The sequence below is a fragment of the Lacipirellula parvula genome, from assembly GCF_009177095.1.
Lineage (GTDB): Bacteria > Planctomycetota > Planctomycetia > Pirellulales > Lacipirellulaceae > Lacipirellula > Lacipirellula parvula.
Genome location: NZ_AP021861.1, coordinates 5,069,433 through 5,091,774 on the forward strand (window position 1 = coordinate 5,069,433; position 22,342 = coordinate 5,091,774).

At 64.6% G+C, this 22,342-nt stretch carries 18 protein-coding genes; 8 read left to right on the forward strand and 10 right to left on the reverse strand.

The annotated features are described in order from the left end of the window. Positions 1–81 precede the first annotated feature (81 nt). Complete coding sequence (locus tag PLANPX_RS19850; protein ID WP_152100409.1) at positions 82–1,917, forward strand: cation:proton antiporter; 1,836 nt, start codon at positions 82–84, stop codon at positions 1,915–1,917. Between the two features lie 593 nt (positions 1,918–2,510). Continuing rightward, a complete protein-coding gene (locus PLANPX_RS19855) occupies positions 2,511–3,173 on the forward strand; it encodes a hypothetical protein (protein WP_152100410.1) in 663 nt (220 codons plus the stop codon). Between the two features lie 146 nt (positions 3,174–3,319). On the opposite strand, the gene PLANPX_RS19860 is transcribed toward PLANPX_RS19855, so the two are convergent. From PLANPX_RS19860 to PLANPX_RS19870, 3 genes are all read right to left on the reverse strand, one after another. Further along, positions 3,320–4,966, reverse strand: coding sequence for a hypothetical protein (locus PLANPX_RS19860; RefSeq protein WP_152100411.1), 1,647 nt, complete (start codon positions 4,964–4,966; stop codon positions 3,320–3,322). A 231-nt stretch (positions 4,967–5,197) separates the two neighbouring features. Then, complete coding sequence (gene holA, locus PLANPX_RS19865; RefSeq protein WP_152100412.1) at positions 5,198–6,289, reverse strand: DNA polymerase III subunit delta; 1,092 nt, start codon at positions 6,287–6,289, stop codon at positions 5,198–5,200. Positions 6,290–6,902: 613 nt separating this feature from the next. Continuing rightward, a complete protein-coding gene (locus tag PLANPX_RS19870; RefSeq protein WP_152100413.1) occupies positions 6,903–8,900 on the reverse strand; it encodes a hypothetical protein in 1,998 nt (665 codons plus the stop codon). 320 nt (positions 8,901–9,220) lie between these two features. On the opposite strand from PLANPX_RS19870, the gene PLANPX_RS28155 reads away from it, so the two are divergent. Next, positions 9,221–9,481 (forward strand): SHOCT domain-containing protein, encoded by a 261-nt coding sequence (locus tag PLANPX_RS28155; protein WP_152100414.1) that lies wholly within the window; start codon positions 9,221–9,223, stop codon positions 9,479–9,481. A gap of 357 nt (positions 9,482–9,838) precedes the next feature. Next, entirely contained in the window at positions 9,839–11,119 is a 1,281-nt protein-coding gene (gene clpX / locus PLANPX_RS19880) for an ATP-dependent Clp protease ATP-binding subunit ClpX (RefSeq protein ID WP_152100415.1), read from the forward strand. A gap of 119 nt (positions 11,120–11,238) precedes the next feature. Here clpX and PLANPX_RS19885 read toward each other — a convergent pair whose 3' ends face one another. The 6 genes from PLANPX_RS19885 to PLANPX_RS19910 all read right to left on the reverse strand — a co-directional run bounded on the left by PLANPX_RS19885 (position 11,239) and on the right by PLANPX_RS19910 (position 18,209). Then, positions 11,239–11,895, reverse strand: a complete 657-nt coding sequence (locus PLANPX_RS19885; RefSeq protein WP_152100416.1) for a Uma2 family endonuclease — start codon at positions 11,893–11,895, stop codon at positions 11,239–11,241. Between the two features lie 67 nt (positions 11,896–11,962). Beyond that, positions 11,963–13,075: a pyridoxal phosphate-dependent aminotransferase gene (locus tag PLANPX_RS19890; RefSeq protein ID WP_152100417.1), complete on the reverse strand. Its 1,113-nt coding sequence runs from the start codon at positions 13,073–13,075 to the stop codon at positions 11,963–11,965. A gap of 165 nt (positions 13,076–13,240) precedes the next feature. Beyond that, positions 13,241–14,155, reverse strand: coding sequence for a DMT family transporter (locus tag PLANPX_RS19895; protein ID WP_152100418.1), 915 nt, complete (start codon positions 14,153–14,155; stop codon positions 13,241–13,243). 194 nt (positions 14,156–14,349) lie between these two features. Continuing rightward, a complete protein-coding gene (locus tag PLANPX_RS19900; protein ID WP_152100419.1) occupies positions 14,350–15,786 on the reverse strand; it encodes a DUF11 domain-containing protein in 1,437 nt (478 codons plus the stop codon). 94 nt (positions 15,787–15,880) lie between these two features. Further along, entirely contained in the window at positions 15,881–16,651 is a 771-nt protein-coding gene (locus tag PLANPX_RS19905; protein ID WP_152100420.1) for a hypothetical protein, read from the reverse strand. Between the two features lie 214 nt (positions 16,652–16,865). Beyond that, entirely contained in the window at positions 16,866–18,209 is a 1,344-nt protein-coding gene (locus PLANPX_RS19910) for a hypothetical protein (protein WP_152100421.1), read from the reverse strand. 366 nt (positions 18,210–18,575) lie between these two features. Between PLANPX_RS19910 and PLANPX_RS19915 the strand changes: the two genes are divergently transcribed. After that, positions 18,576–19,562, forward strand: coding sequence for a hypothetical protein (locus PLANPX_RS19915; RefSeq protein ID WP_152100422.1), 987 nt, complete (start codon positions 18,576–18,578; stop codon positions 19,560–19,562). Between the two features lie 191 nt (positions 19,563–19,753). On the opposite strand, the gene pdxA is transcribed toward PLANPX_RS19915, so the two are convergent. After that, complete coding sequence (pdxA, locus tag PLANPX_RS19920; RefSeq protein WP_152100423.1) at positions 19,754–20,818, reverse strand: 4-hydroxythreonine-4-phosphate dehydrogenase PdxA; 1,065 nt, start codon at positions 20,816–20,818, stop codon at positions 19,754–19,756. A gap of 245 nt (positions 20,819–21,063) precedes the next feature. On the opposite strand from pdxA, the gene PLANPX_RS19925 reads away from it, so the two are divergent. From PLANPX_RS19925 to PLANPX_RS19935, 3 genes are all read left to right on the forward strand, one after another. After that, complete coding sequence (locus PLANPX_RS19925) at positions 21,064–21,303, forward strand: putative signal transducing protein (RefSeq protein ID WP_172992202.1); 240 nt, start codon at positions 21,064–21,066, stop codon at positions 21,301–21,303. A gap of 21 nt (positions 21,304–21,324) precedes the next feature. Then, positions 21,325–21,909, forward strand: a complete 585-nt coding sequence (locus PLANPX_RS19930; protein WP_152100425.1) for a hypothetical protein — start codon at positions 21,325–21,327, stop codon at positions 21,907–21,909. Positions 21,910–22,070: 161 nt separating this feature from the next. Next, positions 22,071–22,253, forward strand: a complete 183-nt coding sequence (locus PLANPX_RS19935) for a hypothetical protein (protein ID WP_152100426.1) — start codon at positions 22,071–22,073, stop codon at positions 22,251–22,253. Positions 22,254–22,342 lie beyond the last annotated feature (89 nt).

Below are 22,342 nucleotides of genomic sequence, written 5' to 3' on the forward strand. Positions count from 1 at the left end.
CAACAAAACTCGGCCGATTTCTGCTACACTGGGGGCCCCTGCTAACCGCCCGCCGCAACATCTACCCCCACTGCAGGATCGATGCACGAAGAATACGCCCTGCTGATTAGCCTGTCGGTCAGTCTCATCGTCGCCCTCGCGTTTGGGCTCGTGACCCAGAAGTTGAAGCTTTCGCCGATCGTGGGGTATCTGCTCGCGGGATTCGTGCTCGGGCCGCACACGCCCGGGATTGAAGGCGATCCAGCGATCGCGCTGCAGTTCGCGGAAATCGGCGTCGCGCTGCTGATGTTCGGCGTCGGGCTGCACTTCGACATGCGCGACTTGCTCGCGGTGAAGAACATCGCCATCCCGGGCGCCGTGGGGCAAATCTTGGTGGCGACCGCGCTCGGAGCGGCGGGGGCGATTGCGCTCGGCTGGCCGACGGCCGAGGCGGTGGTGATCGGCATCGCCATTTCGGTGGCGAGCACCGTCGTGCTGATCCGCGTCCTCACCGATAACGACGTGCTCCACACCTCGCAGGGACATATCGCGGTCGGCTGGTTGCTCGTCGAAGACATCTTCACCGTGCTCGTGCTCGTCGTGCTGCCGGCGGTGGCCGACATTCTCAACGATGGCGGCGAGGTCGTGGGCGAAGCGGCGAAGCATGCAGCCGGCGGCGGCATCGCGAAGGCGCTTGGCATGGCGGTGCTGCGGATCGGCTTGCTCGCGGCGCTGGTGCTGGGCGCCGGCAAGCGGCTCATCCCGCCGCTGCTGAACTTCGTGGCTCGCACCCGCTCGCGCGAGCTGTTCACGTTGTGCGTGCTGGCGCTCGCGCTCGCGATCGCGACGGGGGCGTTTTACCTGGGCGTATCGATCGCGCTCGGGGCGTTCCTCGCCGGCATGGTCGTGGGGCAAACCGAGGTGAGCCACCAGGCTGCCGCCGACGCCTTGCCGATGCGTGACGCCTTCGCGGTCGTGTTCTTCGTCTCGGTCGGCATGTTGTTCGACCCGGCGGTGATCCGAGATCAGCCCGTCTATCTGGCCGTACTCCTGGCGATCGTGCTGGTGGCCAAGCCGCTCACGGCGATCGGCATCGTCTGGATGTTACGGTACTCGTTCCGCAACGCCCTCACCGTCGGCATCGCACTCGCACAAGTCGGGGAGTTCTCATTCCTACTGGCGACCGAAGCGATTGATCACAAGTTGATGACCGAGGAAGGCCGCAGCCTGCTCGTGGCAACGGCGATCATCTCGATCACGCTCAACCCGCTGATCTTTCGCTTGATCGGACCGATGGAAGGCTGGCTCCGCTCGCGCCCCAAACTGTGGAAGGTGCTGGGGAGCCGCGCCGAAGCGGGCGGCCTGCGCTTGAACGAAGAGATGGCTGAACGGCTCGCGGCGAACGGCGAGTCGAGCGCCCCCAAGACGCGGGCGGTGATCGTCGGCTACGGACCGGTGGGCCAGACGGCCGCGCGGATCTTGCGCGGCTTCGGCGTCGAGACGGTGGTGGTCGACCTGAACATCGACACGATCCGCGAGTTGGCCAACCATGGCAAGCTCGGCGTGTACGGCGATTCAACCCGGCACGATATCCTCGAAGCGGCCGGCATCAAGGAAGCGAAGTACCTGCTCGTGACCGTGCCCGATGTGCTCGTGCGGACGCTGGTGATCATCTCGGCGAAGGAGCTCAACAACGAGCTGAAGGTCTTCGCGCGGGCCCGCTACCTCAAGGAGCGGGCGTGGCTTGAAGAGGTCGGCGCCACCCAGATCTGCATCGAAGAGGCCGAGACCGCCGTGGGGCTGGCGAAGCTGCTGCTCAGCGAGGTCGGCGCCGATCCGGAGCGGGTGGCTTGCGAGGTACGCCGGATCCAGCAGGAGTTGGGCGTGCACCGGTCGGAAGAGGACGAGTTCAAGCCTCACTATGATGTGGGCATATGATGTGGGGAGGTGAAGCCAGGGCTTCGTCCAAAGTGTTTTCGAAGCGAATGGCATCTCATCTTCTCCCGCAGATAGAGTTGGCGATGCCCCAGCAGCTCACAGATGCATCTGAGACTAGCCCCGGAGGGGCGGCATGATGTAGCCAGGGGCGTCAGCCCCTGGTTTAGAGCATCATGATGCCGCAGAGCCCCGTGAGGGGCGATACAGTTCTCCATCGTAATGACGAACAGTGCCGCCCCTCACGGGGCTGAGATAGCTATTTCGCCCGGAGACCAGGGGCTCACGCCCCTGGCTACATTACTCGGCCCCTCCGGGGCCAATACGTTTAGCAATTCATACCGCTAGCCGATCCATCATCCTGTGAACTGCTGGGCTATAGTCGCGGCCGCGCTACCGGGAATCACGCTACTGTCCCTCTTCTCTGGCAACGGCCGTTACAATCGGCATAGGCTGAACTACAGCCCCGCGTGCGCCGGCGGAGCTACACTTAGCGAGATTGCCGCTGATCCCGGAGGCGGCCAACCGCGCGGCGCGTGCGCCCGTGGTTGCTCGTTTCCAATCGACATAGATAGTTTTTAGCTGAGGAGTCTGCCATGAAACGTCTGCTGGTGGCTGCTGCGATGTTGGCGGCGGTGGGTGTGAGCTTCGCGAGTTTCGCTGTCGGCCAGCCCGCTGCTCCGGCCGGGTTGCCGCCGGTCAAACCGGCCGCTGCCCCGACTGCGACGACCGCGGCGCCGGCTCCGTATCACCCGGGCGCTAACGCCGCTCAAGACGCTGAGCGCGAGAAGATTTGGGACAGCCCCCAAATGCTGCGGGCCCGCGCTTGGGTGAAGGACTACACCTCGCACTCGGCGAAGATCACGCCGGCGGAAGCGAAGGAGTACGAGGCCGAGCTTGCGAACCTCTCGCCGAAGCAGATGAAGCTGTGGCTGCTGAAGTTCCAGCACGAAGAAGAGATGATCCAGCAGCAGCAACAGATGTTCAACAACTCGCGTCAGGCTGACGTGAGCCAAGCGATGGCCTTGCACAAGCAGATGAAGAAGGCGGACGCCGCGATCAACGCCGACGAGACCGCTGCCGCTCAGACCGAGGAAGGCTCGATCAAGCAGCAAGAGGCGTACTCGCAGCAAGACGCGCTACAGAAGAGCGCCGACCGCGACTCGGCTGATACTTCGCTGGAGACGGCTCCGTTCTACGGCGGGTACGGTGGTTACGGCGGGTATGGGTACGGCGGGGTGCACTACCACTTCCACTAAACCACACCCAAAGAGCCAATTAGCCCCCGGCTCTTCAAGCCGGGGGAGCATTCCGCGGAGCAATGTTCTTCGGAATGGCGAGCCACCCCCGGGCGGAGCCCGGGGCTAGAAATACAGACGCTTATAGCCCGGCTAGGATGGCCGGGCTATTTTTTTGCGCTCGCGGCTGGGGCGGCCGCGACGTTCGCCTGCGGCGCGTCGTCGGCGATCTCGAACGAGATCGTCGCTTGGCCGAGTTTGCCCGAATTGTGGTCGGTGATCGTCAGCTCAATCTCGTACGGCCCGGGATAGATCCGCTCGGGGAGGGCGAGCTCATACTGCATGTGGAAGTCGCGGCGGCGATTGCGGCACTGGTCCTGCACGTCGGGGAACTGCTTGCCGTCGACGAGCCGGCCCGATTCGTTGAGCACCTTGAAGCTCGTGCCAAGCGAGGTGGCGTAACCTTGCTCCGAAGCGTTGCTCGTGAAGTTCTCGACCTCGGCGTACAACATCACCTTTTGCCCGGGGCGGAAGGTGGTGACTTTGCTCGGCTCGTAAGCGCCGAAGCCGTCGACCTTGTCGACAAACGTGATGTTGCGAACGCGGAGCGAGGCGAGTTCCGAGAGCCGCGAACGGGCTTCGTCGAGCGGCGCCAGCGCGGCGATGGCCCGTTGCTTCTCGTCGAGTTGGGTGGTCGCGCTCAGATACGCGGAGATCGCGAAAAGCTGCTTCGACCAAAAATCTTGTTGAGCGGGCGAGGCGCCGGGGATCGGGCTGTAGGCTTCCTTCTCGTTGCCGGCGAGCAGTTGCAGCGTTCGCAACCGCATGTGGTCGTGGAGTTCGGCGACGGTGGTCGGCTGCGGCGCGACCGTCTGTTGCAGGTCGGCGATCGTGGCGTTGAGCTGGGCGTGCCAATCGCCGGGGGCGGCGTCGGCGACGATCGGCGTGAGCGGCTGTTGCGGCGTCGAGTTCGGCAGCGCGGCGACGGCCGCCGTGGGGAGCGGCAGCGGTTGATCGTCCGAGGCAATCGCCACGTCGGCGGCATCGGGTTCGTCGGGTTCGTTGGGCGTCGCTGGGAGCGAGCTGATCGCGGCGGGCGGCATGGAGCGCACGGCAGCGGGCGTTTGCGGATGGATTGCATCAACTGCTGGCGGAACGCCGGCGGGAGCTTGATGAGCAGCGGGGGAAACCTGCGGGTCGGCGGTGATCGCCGCCTGCGGCGATTGCGACGGCGGCCAGTTCGCGGCGGCAGGGGAGGGGGCCGCCTCGTGGTGCGCGTGGTCGGCCTGATCGACGTCTTGCGTTCCATCAACCGCTGCGGAAACGCGTTGAATCTTCGGCTGCGTCGGCGGCGAGTTGCGTCGCATCTGTTGGGTGGCGACGTCGAACTCGTTCTCCGGCGTCTCGCCCGCGAAAGCGGTCCGTTCGCGATCGGCTAGCTGCTGCCGGTAGGCGAGCGCCGTGCGGAACGTGTTGACCATCATCGCATGGTTTTCAGGATTCGCCTCCTTAAGATCGGCGAGCAACTGCTGTTCGGCGGCGGGATCGATCTCGCGGATTTCCTGCAACTGCTGCAGGACGTCGGCCGAGGCCGTGAGCGGCGGATCGGCGCCGCCAGCCACCGCTTTCTCGAGCGCGTGGGCCTTGAGCTCGGCGGCAGCCTGCTCTTCGACGCCGTCGCGATGCATGACAACCTGCTCGGACTTCGCATCGTGCTTGAACGCCGAGCCCAATGGCGCGGCGCAGCCGCTCGCGAATACTGCGAGCAGCAGTGCGGCGAAATGCGACGGTCGTGTGGCTGACGATTGAGTCATGCTCAGTCGGAATTGAACATCAATGCACGCGGATAGCCTGCTCTCGAAAACTGTGGGAGGGGTCTCTGACCCCGAAGCAACTTAACGCCACCGCAACTGTCGGGGGCGGTGACCGGCATCGGCGTCGGAGACGCCTCCCACAAACAATCTTCTCTCCCACAAGCCATCTTCGAGGAATGGCGGCCGCGGATGGTAGTGGAACGCCGTAACGTGGGCAAGTTCAGCGAAGTGCTAGCGGCCGGCAACGGGGGCGGCGTGCTGCGAGAGGCGGATGATGAGCGTTTCGATCACCCGGCGGGCCCGATCTTTCGTCGAGTTGTAACCTTTCAGCTCCAGGTCGGCTGCTAGCAACCAGCGGTAGAGCTGGCGAGCGCGCGGGCGGCCGATTTGCTTGAGCTGCCGCTCGGCGTCGTTCAGTTTGAACGGGGGCATGCCGGCCCGTTCGAGCGCGATGCGAATCGAAATCGCCTGGCGGCGACGCTCGGCCTGATCGAACAGCCGCACTGCGAGGGCAAACTTGCGAAGCGTCGACGCCATTTGCGGCAGCAAAGCGTGGGCTTCTTCGCCGGCGGCGAACAACCGGTCGAGTTGCTGCAGCGCGTCGGCCGCGCGGCCTTCAGCAGCGGCGTCGATCATGTCCCACGTCTTGCGTGCCCGCCAGCCGCCGACGTTCTCTTGCACCAGCTTCACATCGATCTTGCGGCTCGGCTCGGCCAGCAGCGAGAGGCGGGCAATCTCCTGGTAGAGAATGCCGGGCTCTGGCGGGATTTGTTCGAGCAACTGGTCGGCCGCGGCGCGGACGAGCTCGCACTTATATTCGCGACGGGCGACGACGACGAGCCAATCCTTCAGCTGCTTCGTGAACTCGGTGAGCTCTCTTCCCTGCGCGGGGGTGGCGCAGCGAATCGTGAGCCCCGACTCGGCGACTGCTTTGGCCAGCCGCGTGTTGCTTGGCCAGGTAGTGACTTCGAGGATGAGGATCGCATCGCTGCGCGGCTTAGCGACGTAATCTTCGAGCCGGTCGCGGTAGTGCTTCACAAGGTCGTCGGCTTCTTCGACGACGATCACCCGACGACCGCTGCCGAAGAGCGACAGTTCCGACAGGGCGTCGTGGAGGTCGCGGTACTCGATCTCGCTGCCGTCGAGATGCTCGGCCGCCGCGTCGGGATCGTCGCCGCAAAGTTGGGCGACGAGCGCGCGGCGGACTTCGTGCTGGAGGAAGCCGTCGTCGCCGACGATCGCCACCACGCCGGGAACGGTCACCGACTTGGGGTCGGTGAGGACGTCGAATCCCGAGAGCGTGGCGGCGGACTTTTTGGCCATGGCGACATCATACCGCGGGAGTGCGGCGCCGCGTAGGTTGGGCTTTCAGCCCGACGGCGGTGCGTTTGAGGATCGTTATTGCGACGATGCGTTCGGCGCCAGCCCCGACCTAGGTAGGTCGGGGCTAGTTGACGTTAGCAACGCTCGTCTCCAACAGTGCTGCGGTTCGCGTAGGTTGGGCATTCCTGCCCGACGGGCGCCATTGCTGGAGCTACAGTTCGCACACCTTGAGCTGGCTCCCGCTGCGCGGGAGGGTGAATCTCGTTTGAGATGGCGACTTGCTGGACGGGGCTGTCGGGCTGAAAGCCCAACCTACGCGGCGCGTCGTTTTTGTTGTCGCGTCGCTTGTGTCGCTTTCTTCGTTTTACGCGACATTAAGCGGTCGAGTCGGTCGCGGTCTTTTTGGCGCTGTTCGTTTTGCATGAGGCGCAGGCCCCAGTCGAGGAGGTCTTGGTGGCGTTGGGCGCGCTCCGCTTCCGTGAGAAGGGGCGGCGTCGATTGCCCCCGGTTTGAAGAACCGGGGGCTAATAAAATGGATGCGTGGCAGATATTTGGGGGTTGACGAGGGGTGGCGCGAATCGAGGTTCGCTCCGGCGGGGGCGTTGACCCGCGGCTACTGGTTACGGATCGCCTGGCCGGTGGCGGTGCGGAAGCGTTGGGGTTCGCTTTGCACGGGGCGGACGCTGCGGAGTTTGCCTGTCGGTTGCGGCAGGTTGAGCGCGACCGGGGCGGGCGATTGGTGAATCGCGACGTTGCCCGCTTTGTCGCGGACTTCAAGTCGCAGGAAGAGCCGTTCGGGAACTTGCTGCAGGAGTCGCCAGGCGTATTGGCCGTTGTTGTCGAGGTCGGTGGCGACCGTCGACCAGGGGCCGTCGGAGCTGCTGGCGAAGAACAGGCCGACGGGGCGGCTGTCGAGGTTCTCGTCGGCGGCGGTCCAGCGGATGATCAGGTGGTCGGCGAGATTGCCTTGTCCGATTTCGGCGGCGTTGAGTTGGGCTTGCGGTTCCGCGAGGTCGACGCCGATCACCAGTTCCGGTTGCTGGCCGGCGGTGGGCGTGGGGGCTTGCGAGCCGTTAGCGCCGTTCACCACGAGACGGAAGCCGTAGGTGCCAGCGGCGGGGACGGTGACGCGCATCGGGCTGCGGTTGTCGGGGTCGGAGCCGAAGTTGGTCCAGGTAGCGCCGCCGTCGCGGGTGCCGAAGAGCTCGACCTTCGAGACGCCCCACGGGCCGACTGTTTGCAGGTCGTAGTCGACGTCGAAGGTGAGCGAGTTGACCCAGCGGGTGCCGGTGGCGTCGGCGGGCTGCTCGGTGGGGACGGCCGACCAGCTGGGCGGGCCGGGGGGCGTTTGATTACCGAACTGGCTGCCAAACGGCGCCGGCGGGTTCATCGGCGCGCTGGCCGATTGGAAAGGTCCGTTGTTAAAGCCGTTTGGCGAACCGCCGACGAGGGGCGGGGCGGCGAAGGGACTGTTGGCGGTGGGGTTCGAGCCGTTGTTCGATGGAGCGCCGCCGTTGTCGGCGACGAGCCGCGCGGGGGTGCGGTCTTCGGGCCAGAGGGGAGGCGGCGGGGGCGAATTCGCGCCGGTCGGTTGGGCGGCGGCGAAGGGGTTGTTGTTTTGTGGAGCTTGGGGGGCGTTATTGAGGAAAACGCTCTTGCTGTCTGGGGCGTTGTTGGGGGCAGAGAGAGCGGGGGCGGCGGCGGTCCACTCTTGCGCGCCTTGGGGCGTGGAAGAAGCGCCGGGGGCGGGACGCCCCGGCTCGCTTGTGGGTTGAGATACGAAGGGATTGGATTGGGCGGGGGCGTTGAGCGCGAGCCCGAGTTGCGGGGGCGTGGGGGATTGGGCGACGCCGCCGTACTGGGGCGTGGGGGCGAAGGCGCCCACCAGCGAGGCGTCGGCGTTAGCGCTGAACTGGTTCCCCGCGCGGTCGTCGACCGTGGCGCGAAACTTCACGGCGCCGGTGGCGGTCGGCGGCTTCCAGGCGACTTGGCCGGCAACGCGATCGGGCTGCGATACGTCGGGAGGACCAGTGGCGATCCGTTGCCAGGTGGCGCCGTCGGTCGAGGCTTCGAGGCGGACGGTCTCGGGTTTGAGCTGCAGGTCGCTTGCGTCGTAGCGGAGGATCATTCGGCCGCTGGCATCTGCGGCGGCAGTGAGTTGCATCGTTGGCGGCACGGTGTCGACGACGACGCGAAGCTGCGGCTGCGCGATGGTCGCGGGACTTGCTTCGCCTTTGCGGTTGATCGTGCGGACGGCGAAGGCGTACTCGCCATCGACGGGGGCGTGATAGCTGAAGCCGCGGACTTGGGGTTCGGCCTCTTGGAGGACGGCCCACTGGGTGTCGCCGCCGCGGGCGACCAGGAGCTGAACCTTGTCGACGGTGTGGGCGAAGCCGACGGGGGTACTAGATTGGTACGGGATAAAGAAGACGCGGGTCCGCCAGTAACTTGGTTCGGTGAGCTGGGCGTGGACGCTAGCGTGCGGGGCGAAGGTGGCGGCGAGCGTGAGGCTAACAACTAGTAGTAGGTGCGCGCGCGGATGGCCGATCCGGGCGCTTGCGCTTCCGGCTATTGGCTTGAAGGGCAGCGAATCGCCGATGGGGCGTCGCATGGCGGGTCCGGTGGGGGAGGGGAGGGTGCGCGCAGTGGCAGCGCCTCATGGCGTGTATCGGCGAGCGGGCAGAGGGCATTTACAGATAAGTCACGGGGGCGGGTTGGGGCGCTTGCGGGTTGGGTAGGAGTGAGTGCGGGGGGGGGCGCCGGGGCCGGGACGGCCCGGCTCGCTGGGAGATGTAGAGAGAAGAGAGGGGAGAAGGGAGAGGAGACGGTGGCTGCGCTGGACTCGTGCTGGCGGCGCCGCCATAATGTTAGTTAGGGCAAGAAGTAGCGGTTCCAGAGAATGAGGCGCGCCAGACGGCGGCGCGCAATGGCATGTCCTCGGCGTACGATAGCCTAGTTCAGGCGGCGCTACTGTTCGCAGCCATCTTCGGTTTGACGGCGGTGGTGCTCGCCGTCGCGCGAAGGTATCGGGGTCGCGCCGCACAGGACAAGCTGAACCCGCACGAGATGATGTCAAACTTCCGGGAACTGTATGACCGGGGTGGTTTGAGCGACGAAGAATTCCGAACAATAAAGTCGAAGCTAGCAACGGAACTTCGAGCTGAGTTAAAGGATAACAGCGGCGCGGGTTAGGCCTAAAACCCCCGTGCTGCCGCCAAAGCCGCCTATCGCGGTTGTTCGGCGGCCGAAGCAGATGTTGATGCAGCGTCTGAGATGAGTCGATGAACGACTCGCACAGGTGCTGCGTAGTTGAACGCGTGTAGGGCTCGAAGCCGGCGCAACCAAGGACGAAGCGCAAGGCCAGATGACGGAGCGAAACGGCAGATAGCGGCAGAGGAGCCTGGCTCTTCTGAGACGGGGGCTTCCTGAAAAGGGAAACGTCCCGGCTGGCTGACGAGACTCCCATCGAGCGACAACTTTGGACGAAATCGCGAAAGCAAGAGGGTCGGTGATGCCCCTCGAGCACCGCACACTCGGAAGGAGACTCGCATGCCCTCTAGCAGGGATCTAACCGGCGGACGACGGACCGGCGCCTCGAAAAAGAACGCCTTCTGTTCGTTCTGTCGCAAAAGCTATCGCGATGTCGGCCCGCTGGTCGAAGGACCGGGCGACGTCTATATCTGCGGCGAATGCATTGAGCTTTGCCAATCGATTCTCGACCAGGAGCGGAAGCGCCGCGGGTCGAGCAAGACCCTCTTCACCAAGGTTCCCAGCCCTCGCGAGATTGTCGCCGAGCTCGATCAATACGTGATCGGCCAAGACTCCGCGAAGCGCGTGCTGGCCGTGGCGGTTCACAGCCACTACAAGCGACTGATGGCCGCTGAAGAAGAGGCCGAAGTCGATATCGACAAGTCAAACATCTTGCTCGTCGGCCCGACCGGCTGCGGCAAGACCCTGCTGGCCAAGACCCTGGCCCGCAGCCTGAACGTGCCGTTCGCCATTGGCGACGCGACGACGCTGACCGAAGCGGGCTACGTCGGCGAAGACGTCGAGAACCTGCTCCTGAAGCTGCTGCATGCGGCCGACTTCGACATCGAAGCGGCCCAACGCGGCGTGCTGTACATCGACGAGATCGACAAGATCGGCAAGACGAGCAACAACGTCTCGATCACCCGCGACGTCTCGGGCGAAGGCGTACAGCAAGCTTTGTTGAAGATGCTCGAAGGGACCACGGCCAACGTGCCGCCGCAAGGCGGGCGGAAGCACCCCGAACAGCAGTACATTCAGATCGACACGACGAACATTTTGTTCATCTGCGGCGGTACGTTCGACGGCGTGCAAGACATCGTCAGCAAGCGGCTCGGCAAGCGTTCGATGGGCTTCGGCCAATCGACGAACGACGCCGCGGAACTGAGCGTCGGCGATCTGCTGGCTCAGGTGAACAGCGACGACTTGATCGAGTTCGGGTTGATTCCGGAACTGATCGGCCGGTTGCCGGTGATCAGCTCACTCCGTCCGCTCGAGGCCGACTCGCTCGTCCGCGTTCTGAAGGAGCCGAAGAACGCGCTCACCAAGCAGTACCAGCACCTCTTCGCGATGGAAGAGGCCGACCTGAAGTTCACCGATAAGGCGCTGACGGCGATCGCCCGCAAGGCGGCGGAACGGGAAACTGGCGCCCGCGGTTTGCGTTCGATCATCGAAGGGGTGATGCTCGACATCATGTTTGAATTGCCCGATCAACCGCGCGGCAGCCGCTACGTGGTGACGGACGACATCGTCGAAGGACGGACGAAGCTGTTCAACGACGAATCGACGGCCAAAAGCGCGTGACGTTCAGGCCGGCGGGGCTTGTAGGGCCCTGTTGGTTCGAGTCGCGCTGCGTATACGAGACGAGCCCGGTTGGAGTGATCCAGCCGGGCTCGTTTTTTTGCTTGGGGCCTTAAAGCGAACTACGTCTTGCTAGGCAGCATCGTGGAGACTTCGATCTTGGCCGAGGGCTTTTCAAGCGGGGAGACGATTTCAGGTTCGCTGAGCATCATTGCCTTGGCGTATGAGAAGCCAAAGGGAGCCGATGCCTCGGCTACGGGCTCGCGGTAGACAAGCAGTCGTCTACTGTTGAGGTCGAGAATCCAGTATTCCGGGACGCCCATGCTGGCGTATAGGTGGAGCTTGCGGTTCTTGTCGTAAGCGAGGCTGGTCCGGCTGACTTCGACGATGAGAATCGACGAAGTCGGATGTTGCGTCGAGAAATCCTCAATCTCGCCGCGTACGACGGCTATATCAGGTTCGGGCTCTGAGTAGTCGCCGTGTACGAGTGAACTCTGATGGCGCACCCAGTACCCTTCGCCAAACGTTCGGTCGAGGATTCTTCGGACTCTCTCGGCGGCGGCCGCGTGCTGAGGTGATTGCGGACTCAATTGAACAATCTCCCCGTCGATCAACTCGACGCGTTGGTTTTGAAACCATCCTTGTTCGTCGAGCCGGTAGTACTCCTCGCGGGTCCAGCGTTTGCGGGTCGGTTCTTCGTAGCGGACCGGCGGCTGATCGATGGCCGGTGGGACCAACGCGAGGGGCTGCGTGACGGCGGGTTGGGAGACGATGCTCATAGCACCATTGTAGCCTTTTTCAGGCAATAGCGGCAAATCGCCTCATACTTGGGAGATTCTAGCCGGACTAGCGGATCTTTCGCAGCACTTCGAGGCCACGCTCCAGCGTCGCTTCGCTCGCGGCGTAGGAGATGCGGAAGTTCGTGTCGCCGCCGCTGAAGATGCCGCCGGGGATGATGAGGAGTTCGTTCTCGATCGCGCGGGCGACGAACTCTTGGCCCGTGCCGCGGCCCGCGGGCACCTTGGGAAACACGTAAAACGCGCCGCCGGTGTCGGCGACTTCGTAGCCGGCGTCGCGGAGGCCGCCGACGACGCGGTTGCGGCGCTGGGCGTACTCGGCGGCTTGCGGGCTCATGTCGACGTCGAGCGCCGCCACGGCCGCCCACTGCAGCGGATGGGGCGCGCACACGAACGTGTACTGCTGCAGCATCGTCATCTTGTCGATGATCGCCGCCGGGCCATGGACCCAGCCGAGCCGCCAGCCGGTGACGCCGTACGCTTTGCTGAAGCCGTCGACGACAATCACGTCGGGATTGTGATGGGCAGGGGAGGGGAGGGGGGCGTCGTAGCAGAAGAGGCGGTAGATCTCGTCGCTCAGCAAGGCAAGGTTGTGCTTGGCGGCGAGCGCGGCGAGGCCGCGAACTTCCTCTTCGCTGGCGACGACGCCGGTGGGGTTCGAGGGGCTATTGAACAGGATCAGTTTGGTGCGGGGCGTGATCGCGGCTTCAACCTTGTCGAGGTCGATTTTAAAATCGGGGTAGGTGTCGATCATCACCGCTTTGCCGCCGACCATCGCGACGAGCGCCGGGTACATCACGAAGTAGGGATCGAACACGATCACTTCGTCGCCGGGATCGACGAGCGCCATCATCGCGAGGACGAGCGCGCCGCTCGTGCCGCTGGTGACCAGGACGCGGCGATCATCGTGGCCGTATTCTTTCTGCAGGTCGGCTTGCAGCCGTTCGCGCAGGTCGGGGATGCCTTGCGTTTGGCTGTAGCCGTTGCGGTCGGCATGGATCGCTTCGCAGGCGGCGTTCTTAATCGCGTCGGGCACCGGGAAGTCGGGCTGGCCGATCGAGAGATTGATCGGGTTCTTCATCTTCGCGGCGAGGTCGAAGACTTTGCGAATGCCGGAGCTGTCGAACTGGGCGGTGCGAGCGGCGAGCCAAGGGTGGGACATGCGAATGCCGAATGGGGAATGCTGAATGGGGTAGCCGCGGGTCAACGACCCGCGGGAGCGAATGACGAATGACGAATGACGAATGACGAAAAAAAGCCGCGACCGGTGGTCGCGGTCACGCGGTCGCCCCGCCAATTTACGCCATTGCCCGCACCAACGAAACCGTCACGCCGGAGGTTCGGCCGTGGCGGCAACTACCGGCTTGGCCGATCGCCACTGCACAATCGCAACCATCGCCAGCGCCCCGGCGATGGCAGCGAGTTGGCGGCCCGTGAGGCGTTCGCCGTCGACTTGCCCCCAGAGGAGGGCGATCATCGGCACGACGTAGGTCACCATGCCGGCGAAGAGGGGGCCCTGCGTTTGGACCAGCCAGACGAACAGCAAAATGGCGACGCCGGTGCTGCCGACGCCCAGCAGCAACAGCGATCCAAGGGCATACCAAAAATGCTCTGGCGTTTCCGGCGGGCCGAGGTGCATTCCTTCGCGCAGCGCGGGGATGAACTCGAACGGCACGACCAGCGCGGCGCCCATCAGCAGGAAGAGGACCGTGAGCGGGGCCGTAGGCAGGTGCGCGAGCTTCCACTTGAGATAGGTGTTGCCGATGGCGTAGCTCACCGGCGAACTAAGGGCGAGGGCGAGCAGCCACGGTGCGATGCCGCGCTCGGTGCCGTCGAAAACGATCAGCGCGGCGCAGCCAAGTCCGCCAAGAACGCCGATCCATTGCCGAGGCGTTGGCCACTGCTTCAGCATGATGGCCACCGCGGCAATCGTCGCGATGGGAACCAGCGTCACCATCATCCCGATGAAGCCATGCTCGCCGGTCGCCTGCATCGCGAACGGCTGGACGACATAGGGGTAAGCGTTGCAGAAGAACGCGATGACGGCGAGTTGCCGCCACTCGGTCGGCGTGAGCCGCGTCCACTGTCGCTTGAGCAAACAATACACGGCGAGCGTCACGGCGCCGCTGGTCATCCGCCACATGCCGATCTCGGCGGGGCCGAACGCAAGCGACGCACGATCCATGAGGATGAAGCTCGTGCCCCAGCAGAGACAGATGAAGAGGAAGGCGAGGTAGGGCACGGGGCGGGAAATGTGCGGGAGTGGCAGCCGCGGGTCAACGACCCGCAGGAGCGTGGCGGGAGGCGGTCAACCGCGATCGGTGAATGCCGACCATCGTAGCGGGTTGCCAAGCGTGCGGACAGGAGCGGGTTGCCGTTGAGACCCGATCAAATGCCCGCGACCGGCGGTCGCGGTTTTATGCGCGGAGCATGTTATCACCGCACTTTGCAGCGGAATTGGATCACGCCGCCTTTGCCCTTTTCGAGCGGTTCGGTGAGTTCCCACCGCAGCACCAGCGACTCGCCGTCGTTCGCTTGCGTGGTGAAGTTCGCCGGCAGCGACGTCTTTTGGCTGCCTTCGACGTACTCGAGCCGCGTCGTGAGGCTGTCGGCAATCACGACGTTGCCGATGATCTTGTCGCCGACGTTGTCGAACCGCAGGGTGAACTCGACCTCTTCGCCCGGTTGAGCCGAGGTCTTCGACGCGAGCTTCACGAGGCGGAGCTTCGGATTGTTCGGTTCGAAGGTGTGGTAGATCGTGCCGGGCGTCAGCTCGCTGACGGCGGCCTGGGCCTGGCGGTTGTCGAGCACCACTTGTGCCGCTTCGACGCCCGACCACGCGATCGCGGCCAGCGACGCACGGGCGATCTTCACGATGTCGGTGCCGATCACTTCGCCGCTGCGAATCAACTGCACGTTGCAGTAAGGCTGCAGCGTGCCGATGGTGACAGCGACGCGGCGATCGCGGTCGAGTTCGCCCGCCTGCTCGCGTTCACGCAATAGGCTCGGCGGTTCCTTCTCGCGATGGATGTTCGGTTTGATCTCGGCGAGCGAGGTCGAGACGTCTTCGGTCTCTTCGATCTTGATCGGGTTGATGCGTTGCGTCGCGTCGCCAGGAGCGTCGATGCGGGCGTAGGCGCGAAGGTCGACCACTTGCCGAGCCGCGGCGAAGCGCGGGGCGTAGAGGCAGACCTTGTTGCTCGGCGTGATGATCGTGCGGCCGTCGATCGTGTCGTAGTGGGCGACGGTATCTTCTTGTTCGAGGCCGGTGATCTTCCAGCTGGCGTTCACGCCGGCGGGCAGGTGCATGTCGCCGCCGTCGCACAGGTATTCATCCGCAGGGCCGGTCGCGGGTTCATGGCTGCAGCAACCGCAGCCTGATCCGCTACACATCGGCTGCCAGTTGCCTTCGGGCAAACACTGCGACTGTTGGAGCTGCTCGCTGGTGAGATGCGTCGGCAGCTTCGAAGCGGCGAAGCGAACTGGTGGTCCTGGCTGCGCAGCCTTCGGGGCCGGTTGCAGCACGGGAGCCGACTCGGAATCATCGGCGAAGGCAGTCGCTTCGAGATCGGCCGGCTGTTGGAGATCGAGCGGCGCCTCGGCCGAGTCTTCGGCGTAGGCGACTTGCTGGACGTCCGAGTTGCCCGGGCCAGGAGCGTAGTACTGCACGTCGTCGGTCATGAACGACGGAGACGGCAATTGCGGAGGCGTCGCCGGTTGGTTGCCGGCAATGCGATAGCGAGGTTCGGCCGCGCGGCAGGAGCACATGATGATCGCCGCGGCGGCGATGATGCCGTAACGGAACCAAGCCGGTGCGCTGCGCGGTCCGTTGTCAGTCGTCAGTAGTCCGTTGTGAATACGTTGATCGCTCATCTGTCTTCACCACTGACTACGGACAACTGACCACTGACAAGAACTTTGAAAAGTTGCGCCAGCAGTGAAGTGCTGGCAGCATATCGATCGTCCGTTACTGCACGGGCACGATCTGTTCCTCATGCGGCGTCAGCATTACGCCCGGGCGAGCCCCCCGGTTCGCCCGGTCGTACACGACTGCTGGCGCCGCACCGTACACGAAATTCACGTCATTCTGATCCGCTTCCGGCACGCGTCCGCCGATGCGGAGGATCGCGATCGGTCGGCCGAGTTCGTCGGCGGCGACGAGCGGATCTTCGCCGGTTCGCACATCGAACCAACGCGTTTCGCTCGGCGTCTTCTCGGCGATCGGCACGGCGAGATCTGGATCCTCGACGTAGATGACGCGAGTGACGAACTTCCCTTCTGAGGCCATCACAAGTTCATCGAGCGTCAGATCGACCGGCACCGGGAAGCGAAGCGATTCGCCCTCCGGCGGATAAATGCGGTCGACCATTTCGACGGTCGGGAAGACTTCGAGCCCCGGATGTTCCGGGATGTCGGTCACGCGAAAACGATAGACCGGTCCGACGACCAGTCCGACCATCAGCGAGTCGGGGTGCCCTTCGGCAAACCCGGCTCCCGCGGCCGGCGCGACCCGCGCTCCTTGCGGAGCGCGGAGTTCGACGGCCTGACAATACCCTGACAACGGTTCGCCGCGCATCAGTCGTTGGCGGCCAATCGCTCCCGGTGGCATGGCCCCAGCATGGGTCCAGTGTCTTACCGGCTCTTGGGCCGCTGCCGGAGCAGCGAGCGTCAGAGCGAGCAAGACTGCCAATCGCAGTTTGCCTTCGACTGGGCGAGTTGTGCAACGAACCGTTGTCATTGAATTAGTTGCGAGTTGCGGGTTTTGACTTACGAGTTGGAAGATGAAGACGTCATCCGTTTTCAGTTCTCTACTCGCGACTCGCTACTCGCAACTCGCGACCTCATTTTGAGTTTCGAGCGGCGAGTTTCGAGTTGCGAGATGGGAAGCTGAAGCCGTTTAACGTATTCAGTTCTTCTCTCGCGACTCGTCACTCGCAACTCGCAACTATTCACTACTCGACGATCTGGCCTTCGTAGGGGCCTTCGGCTTCGCCTTCGTACGCGCCACCCTCGTAGCATCCCTCGTTGCAAGGCTCGCCTTCGGCGTGCTTGTGGGCTCCGAGTTGGTGGATCGCACTCGGCACGGCGCCTGGCAAGGTGCCGCCGAACAACTTGAACGGTGCACGATTGGTTTCGCTCACCTTCACGTGGTTGACCGGACGGGGGTAGTTCATGCCCGGACGTTGCTTGACGGTCATCTTCATCTTGGCGACCGGTGGCGGCATCAACACACGGGTCCGGTTGACCATGGTGTGTTCCTTCAGGCCAGCTTGGTGACCCAGCGGAATGTGCGGCGGGCCAGGCAGGCCGATCGGGGTGCCGACGCTCGGCATGCCCCATTGCGGACCGTTCACTCCCGAGATGTAGTGCGGAGGCGTGACCGGCGGAGCGAATCCGGCGGTCGGCATCCCTTGCGGACCCATCCCGTAGCCGCCGCCTTGGCCCGTCGGGCAAGTCATGCAGCCAGGACCGTACTGAGCAGGAGCCACGCCCGGAGCGCCTGGATTGTAGTCGGCCGTTTCGACGCCGCCGTTGGCGGCCAGCATTTGGCCAGGCAACTGCAGGTCGAGGTTACCGACACGCAAGATCGCGAGGATCGAGCCGCGGCGGTCAGCTTCGGCAATCGGGTCGACGCCCGGATCAAGCCGCGTGCTGACGAGCGTTTCGACGCCGGCCAGAGCGAGGTCTTGGAACTCGGGATCCGGTAGGTAGATCACCTTGGTCACGAAGTTGCCGGCCAGGACCTGGTCGAGATCTTCGTCGGTGAACTGAATCGGAATCGGCGAGTGCGACAGGTACGCATCGGTCCGCGGCGTGACCGGAGCGACTTCCAGCGTCGGGTAGAGTTCGACGCCCGGACGATCCGGGATGTTGGTCAGCTTGAGGCGGTAGATGGCGCCTTGCTGGAAGTTCTGCCGGCCCGGCATCACAAGCGGAGCCGAGTCGAACATGCAGGTGCCGCTGACGTCCCAGGCGACTTCAGCGCCTTGAACGCCGAGGAAGGCGATCTGCGAGGTGCCGCCGGCGCCAATGGCCATGCAGGGCGCGATCGGACCGGCGCCGGGACCGCAGTAGCAGCCCGGGCCTCCCATCATGGGCGCTCCGCCCATGGGGCCCATCGGCATCATGGCGCCCGCTGGCTGGATAACGCCCGGGCCTGGTCCGTCGACGCCGGGCCCAGGTTCGAGCAGCCGCTGGGCGGGCGGCAGATTGTAGGCGGCTTTGCCACCCACGCACCCAATTGACGCAACGCAGGCGATCGCTGCGAAGGTCAACAAGTACCTCTGAACTCTCATGGTTTTCCCCCTCAAAACTGGCACCCAGGCCATCTGACTGTTTCCCGCGACGCGAGCCGGACGAAGGGCCAGCCTCGGCGGCGCCGCGATGGCGTCGGCCCGAGGGGGCGATTCGTCGAACTTGAAAAGTGTGTGGACGGCGCGACCAGGCTCGGCGGGGGCGGGGAGAGTTGCGATGGACGGTGTTGGCCGTCCGTCATTACAATCCTGCCCGCACCACGAGCCTGTAAGCATCTGCAGCCGGACTGGCGCGAGACGCTTCCGGGTAAAAAGTCGACAGACGCGAGCCGGAATCTTTGGCAAATCCGCTAAAACCGGCAGAGGAAGAAAACTTTGCGCCGCTTAACACCCAAATTGATCATCGCCGTGCTAGCGATCGGCGGGGGATTTTGGGTGGCCCAAACGGTAGCGCCGCTGCTGACGGAGCCGCAGCCAGCACGCCCCACGACCGCCGCGGCGCCAAGTGCGACGGTCACGAATGCTAGCGTGCCGAGCGTCGGCCCCTCGGGCGATCAGCTCGTGCAGGAAGTGATCAACCGGTCGCTGGAGCGGCGGCCGAACATCGCGGCGAAGGTGCGGCAGATTGTTCGCGTCGACGACGAACGACTGAGCGGCCAGGGAACTTACTGGCAACAAGGCGTCGGTAATCTGCGGCGGACGCGGTGGGAACTTGAAACAATGGTCGGCGCCGACCTCGCCTACGTGACACAGGTCTACGATGGTGAGTATGTGTGGACCGACCGCAAGCTCCCCGGCACGCGCAAAGTGACGCGCGTGCACCTCGAAGGCGTGCGACGAGCTCTGGTGGGACAAGAACCGGCAGGGCAGGGGGGGGTATTGCCGTCGTTCAGCGATGCGGCGGCGCGCGGCGGACTTTCTCAACTACTGGCGAGCCTGGCGCGTTGCTATACCTTCTCGGCCCCGCAGGCGATGCAAATGGGCGAGCAGACGATGCTTGCCGTGCTGGGAACCTGGCGGCCCGAGCAACTCGAAAAGGAGTGGGCCGGACTCTCCACCAAACCGCCTGACGAGTGGCCGGCGCATCTGCCGCATCATGTGCTGCTCTACATCGACAGCAGCGAGTTGTTTCCGTATCTGATCGAGTACCGCGCCGGCGCCGATGCGGGATTGGTTTCGGAACCGAACGGCGTGTTCGCAACGCGCAATCCGCTGGCGTTGTTCGAATTCCACGATGTCCAATTTTTCGGCGCGACGATGCCCGCGAGTTTGTTCCAGTACACGCCGCCTGATCCGTCGTACACCGATGTGACGGGGCGAGTGATTGAGGAACTGCGGGCCGCGGCGACGCCGGCGGCGCAGATGACGCAGCGCGACGGCACGCTGCGGCAGTAGCGGCGTTGGTGCTGTTGGGCCTTTTCTCGTTCCCACGCTCTTTTGTGGGAGGCGTCTCCGACGCCGATTTCGCTTACCACTCGAAGCCATGTGCGGCCTGCAGCGCGGCTTCGGCGTCGGAGATGCCTCCCACAAGCGAATCGGATGGCGAGCACCAATTGGCGGCGCTCCGGCGGGTCGTTGACCCGCGGCTACCGGAAGCGGAAGTTGCGGCGTGCTAACTCTGCGGCGGCTAGGATCGCGGCGACCATGCCGCTCCCTTCGGCCGTGCCTTGCCACGCGCGATCGAACGCCGTGCCGTGAGCGCAGCTTGTGCGAACGATTGGCAGCCCGAGCGTGATGTTCACCGCGCGGTGCATCGCCAGTAGCTTCAGCGCGATGTGGCCCTGGTCGTGGTACATCGCCACCACGGCGTCGAATTCGCCGTCGCGGGCGCGGACCATCAGCGTGTCGGCTGGCAGCGGGCCGGTCGCTTGGATGCCGGCGGCGCGGGCCATGCCGACGGCAGGCGAGATGATCAGATTCTCTTCGTTGCCGAAGAGTTCTTCCTCGCCGGCGTGGGGGTTGAGCGCACAAACGCCGATGCGGGGATCGACGAGGCCGAAGCCGTCGCGCATCACCGCGTTCGCGAGGCGGCACTTCGCGGCGATGAGGCCCGGATTCAATTGCCCCGGCACCGAGCGGATCGAACAGTGGAGCGTCGTGTGGACGACGCCGAGCCCCGCGCGGGAGTCGGGAAGTTCCGACTTTGGCAGGTAGAGCATCATCGCAAAGTCGTCGACGCCGCAGAGTTCGGCGAGTAGTTCCGTGTGGCCGGGGTAGTGATGGCCGGCGGCATGGAGGGCGGCTTTGCTCAGCGGCGCCGTGACCATGCCGGCGAACTGCCCGGCGATCGAGCGGCGAGTGGCCAGGACGACCGCCTCGTACGCGGCCTGGCCGGAGCGGGCGTCGAGCTTCGCCTGCGGAGCGTCGAGGACGTCGTCGCTGCCGACCGGCAGGCAGGGAATGTTGTGCGTTGCCGAGGGATCGAGCCCCAACTGGGCGATCGTGCTGACCGAGTCGATCACTTCCACCCGGGTCGACGAGCCGGTGAGGGCGACCGCGCGGCGGAGGATTTCGGGATGGCCGAGGGCGACCGGTCGGCAAACCTCGTGGATGCGGGGATCGTTCCAGGCGCGGACGACGACTTCGGGCCCGACGCCGGCGGGGTCGCCAAGGGTGATCGCGAGGAGCGGCTTTTGAGCGGGGTCGGCCATGCGGGAGGGTTCAGGTGTCGGGGTTCAGGGTTCAGGCGAGCAGCCGCGGGTCAACGACCCGCCGGAGCGGAGCAATCGGGGTTCGCGGCCGCCGGACGCCCGTTGTGATTCTAGGTTTTCCAGCCCCCCGGGCAACGGCCTGCCGCGGGGGAGGGCGGGGGGGTAGAATGTGGAAACTTGTCACCGGAACTTGCAGAGCGCTGAGCCGCGAACGGCTTGTCGGGGCGCTGGGAAAGGAGCTTCTTGTGTCTGATTCAGAGTCGATTTTGGCCTACACCGCGGCGAACGCGATCGAGGCCCATGCCTTGGCCGCGTTTCTGGCGAACGAGGGGATCGAGGCCCGCGTCCTCGGCGAAGCCTTACAGGGGGCGTTTGCCGGCATCGATGCCGGGAATCTCGACACGGTCGAGGTGTGGGTCGCCGTCGCCGACCGTGCGAAGGCCGAGCCGCTCATCGAGCAGTGGCGGCAGGAATACGACGAGTAATCGCCCAGCGGAGCGGCTTGAATGACTCGTATTTTCCCGATGCTCGCGTCGTTGTCGCTCATGTTGATGGGCGTGGCGGTGGCGATGGGGTTCACGATCGGCGACCTCTACGCCGACCCGGTGACGCAGGCGACGCTCGACTGGCGAGGCCGGCACATGATGACCGGCGTCGCTGCGGCGCTGTTCGTCGTGCTCGTCGAATGCATCGCCGTCACCTACTTCATCGGGACGAGCCGGTGGTGCAAGGAGGTGACCGAAACCTACCGCCTGCCGCCGGGGGATCTGGCGGAGAGCAACCGGCTCAAACGGCGGACCTTTCCCTGGTGCGTGCTGGGGATGCTGACAGTTGTGGCCGTCGGCTCACTGGGGGCGGCTTCCGACCCGGGGACCGGCCGGGCCGACACGGCCGACTGGACGGACATTCACCTCGCCGCGGCTATTGGCGGCCTCTGCCTGGTGGCCTGGACCTACTACCGGGCGTGGCTGAACATTGCCGATAATCAGCAAGTGATCGAGCGAATCGTGGCCCAAGTCCGCCGTATTCGGGACGAACGAGGGCTCGATTCGCCGGCCGCAAACGAGGCGATTTCGGCCTCTGCGGGCTAGGAGCCGGCATATCCGCTAGAATCGCCACGGGAAGCGAGAATCTCGCTGAAATCGGGCCATGACATGCTAGCGAGAGTAACTATACTTGGGAGTTCCGGCAGACTATGAATAGTTCCCCTGGATTCTCCACTTTCGCGCCGCGGTTGCAGGTTGGGTCGCCCATGTCGAAGGCTTTGACGATCGTTGGTATGGTCGTCGCAGGGCTTATTGGCCTGTTGTTCGCCGTGGACTGGGTGGCCGGTTTCCCCTTTCATGGGGCCGACTGGCGGATGAACCTCGGCGCACTTCTCGGCGCCGGGCTCCTCGGCTATCTGAGCTGGGACGCGATGAAAGACGTGCGGTAGGCAGGTTTTGCCTTGGGCCGTCTGCTCGCCAGTGAATCCCCCGATAGATTCTCTGCGGTCGCTGCTGCGCTGATTGAGGGTTCGCATGC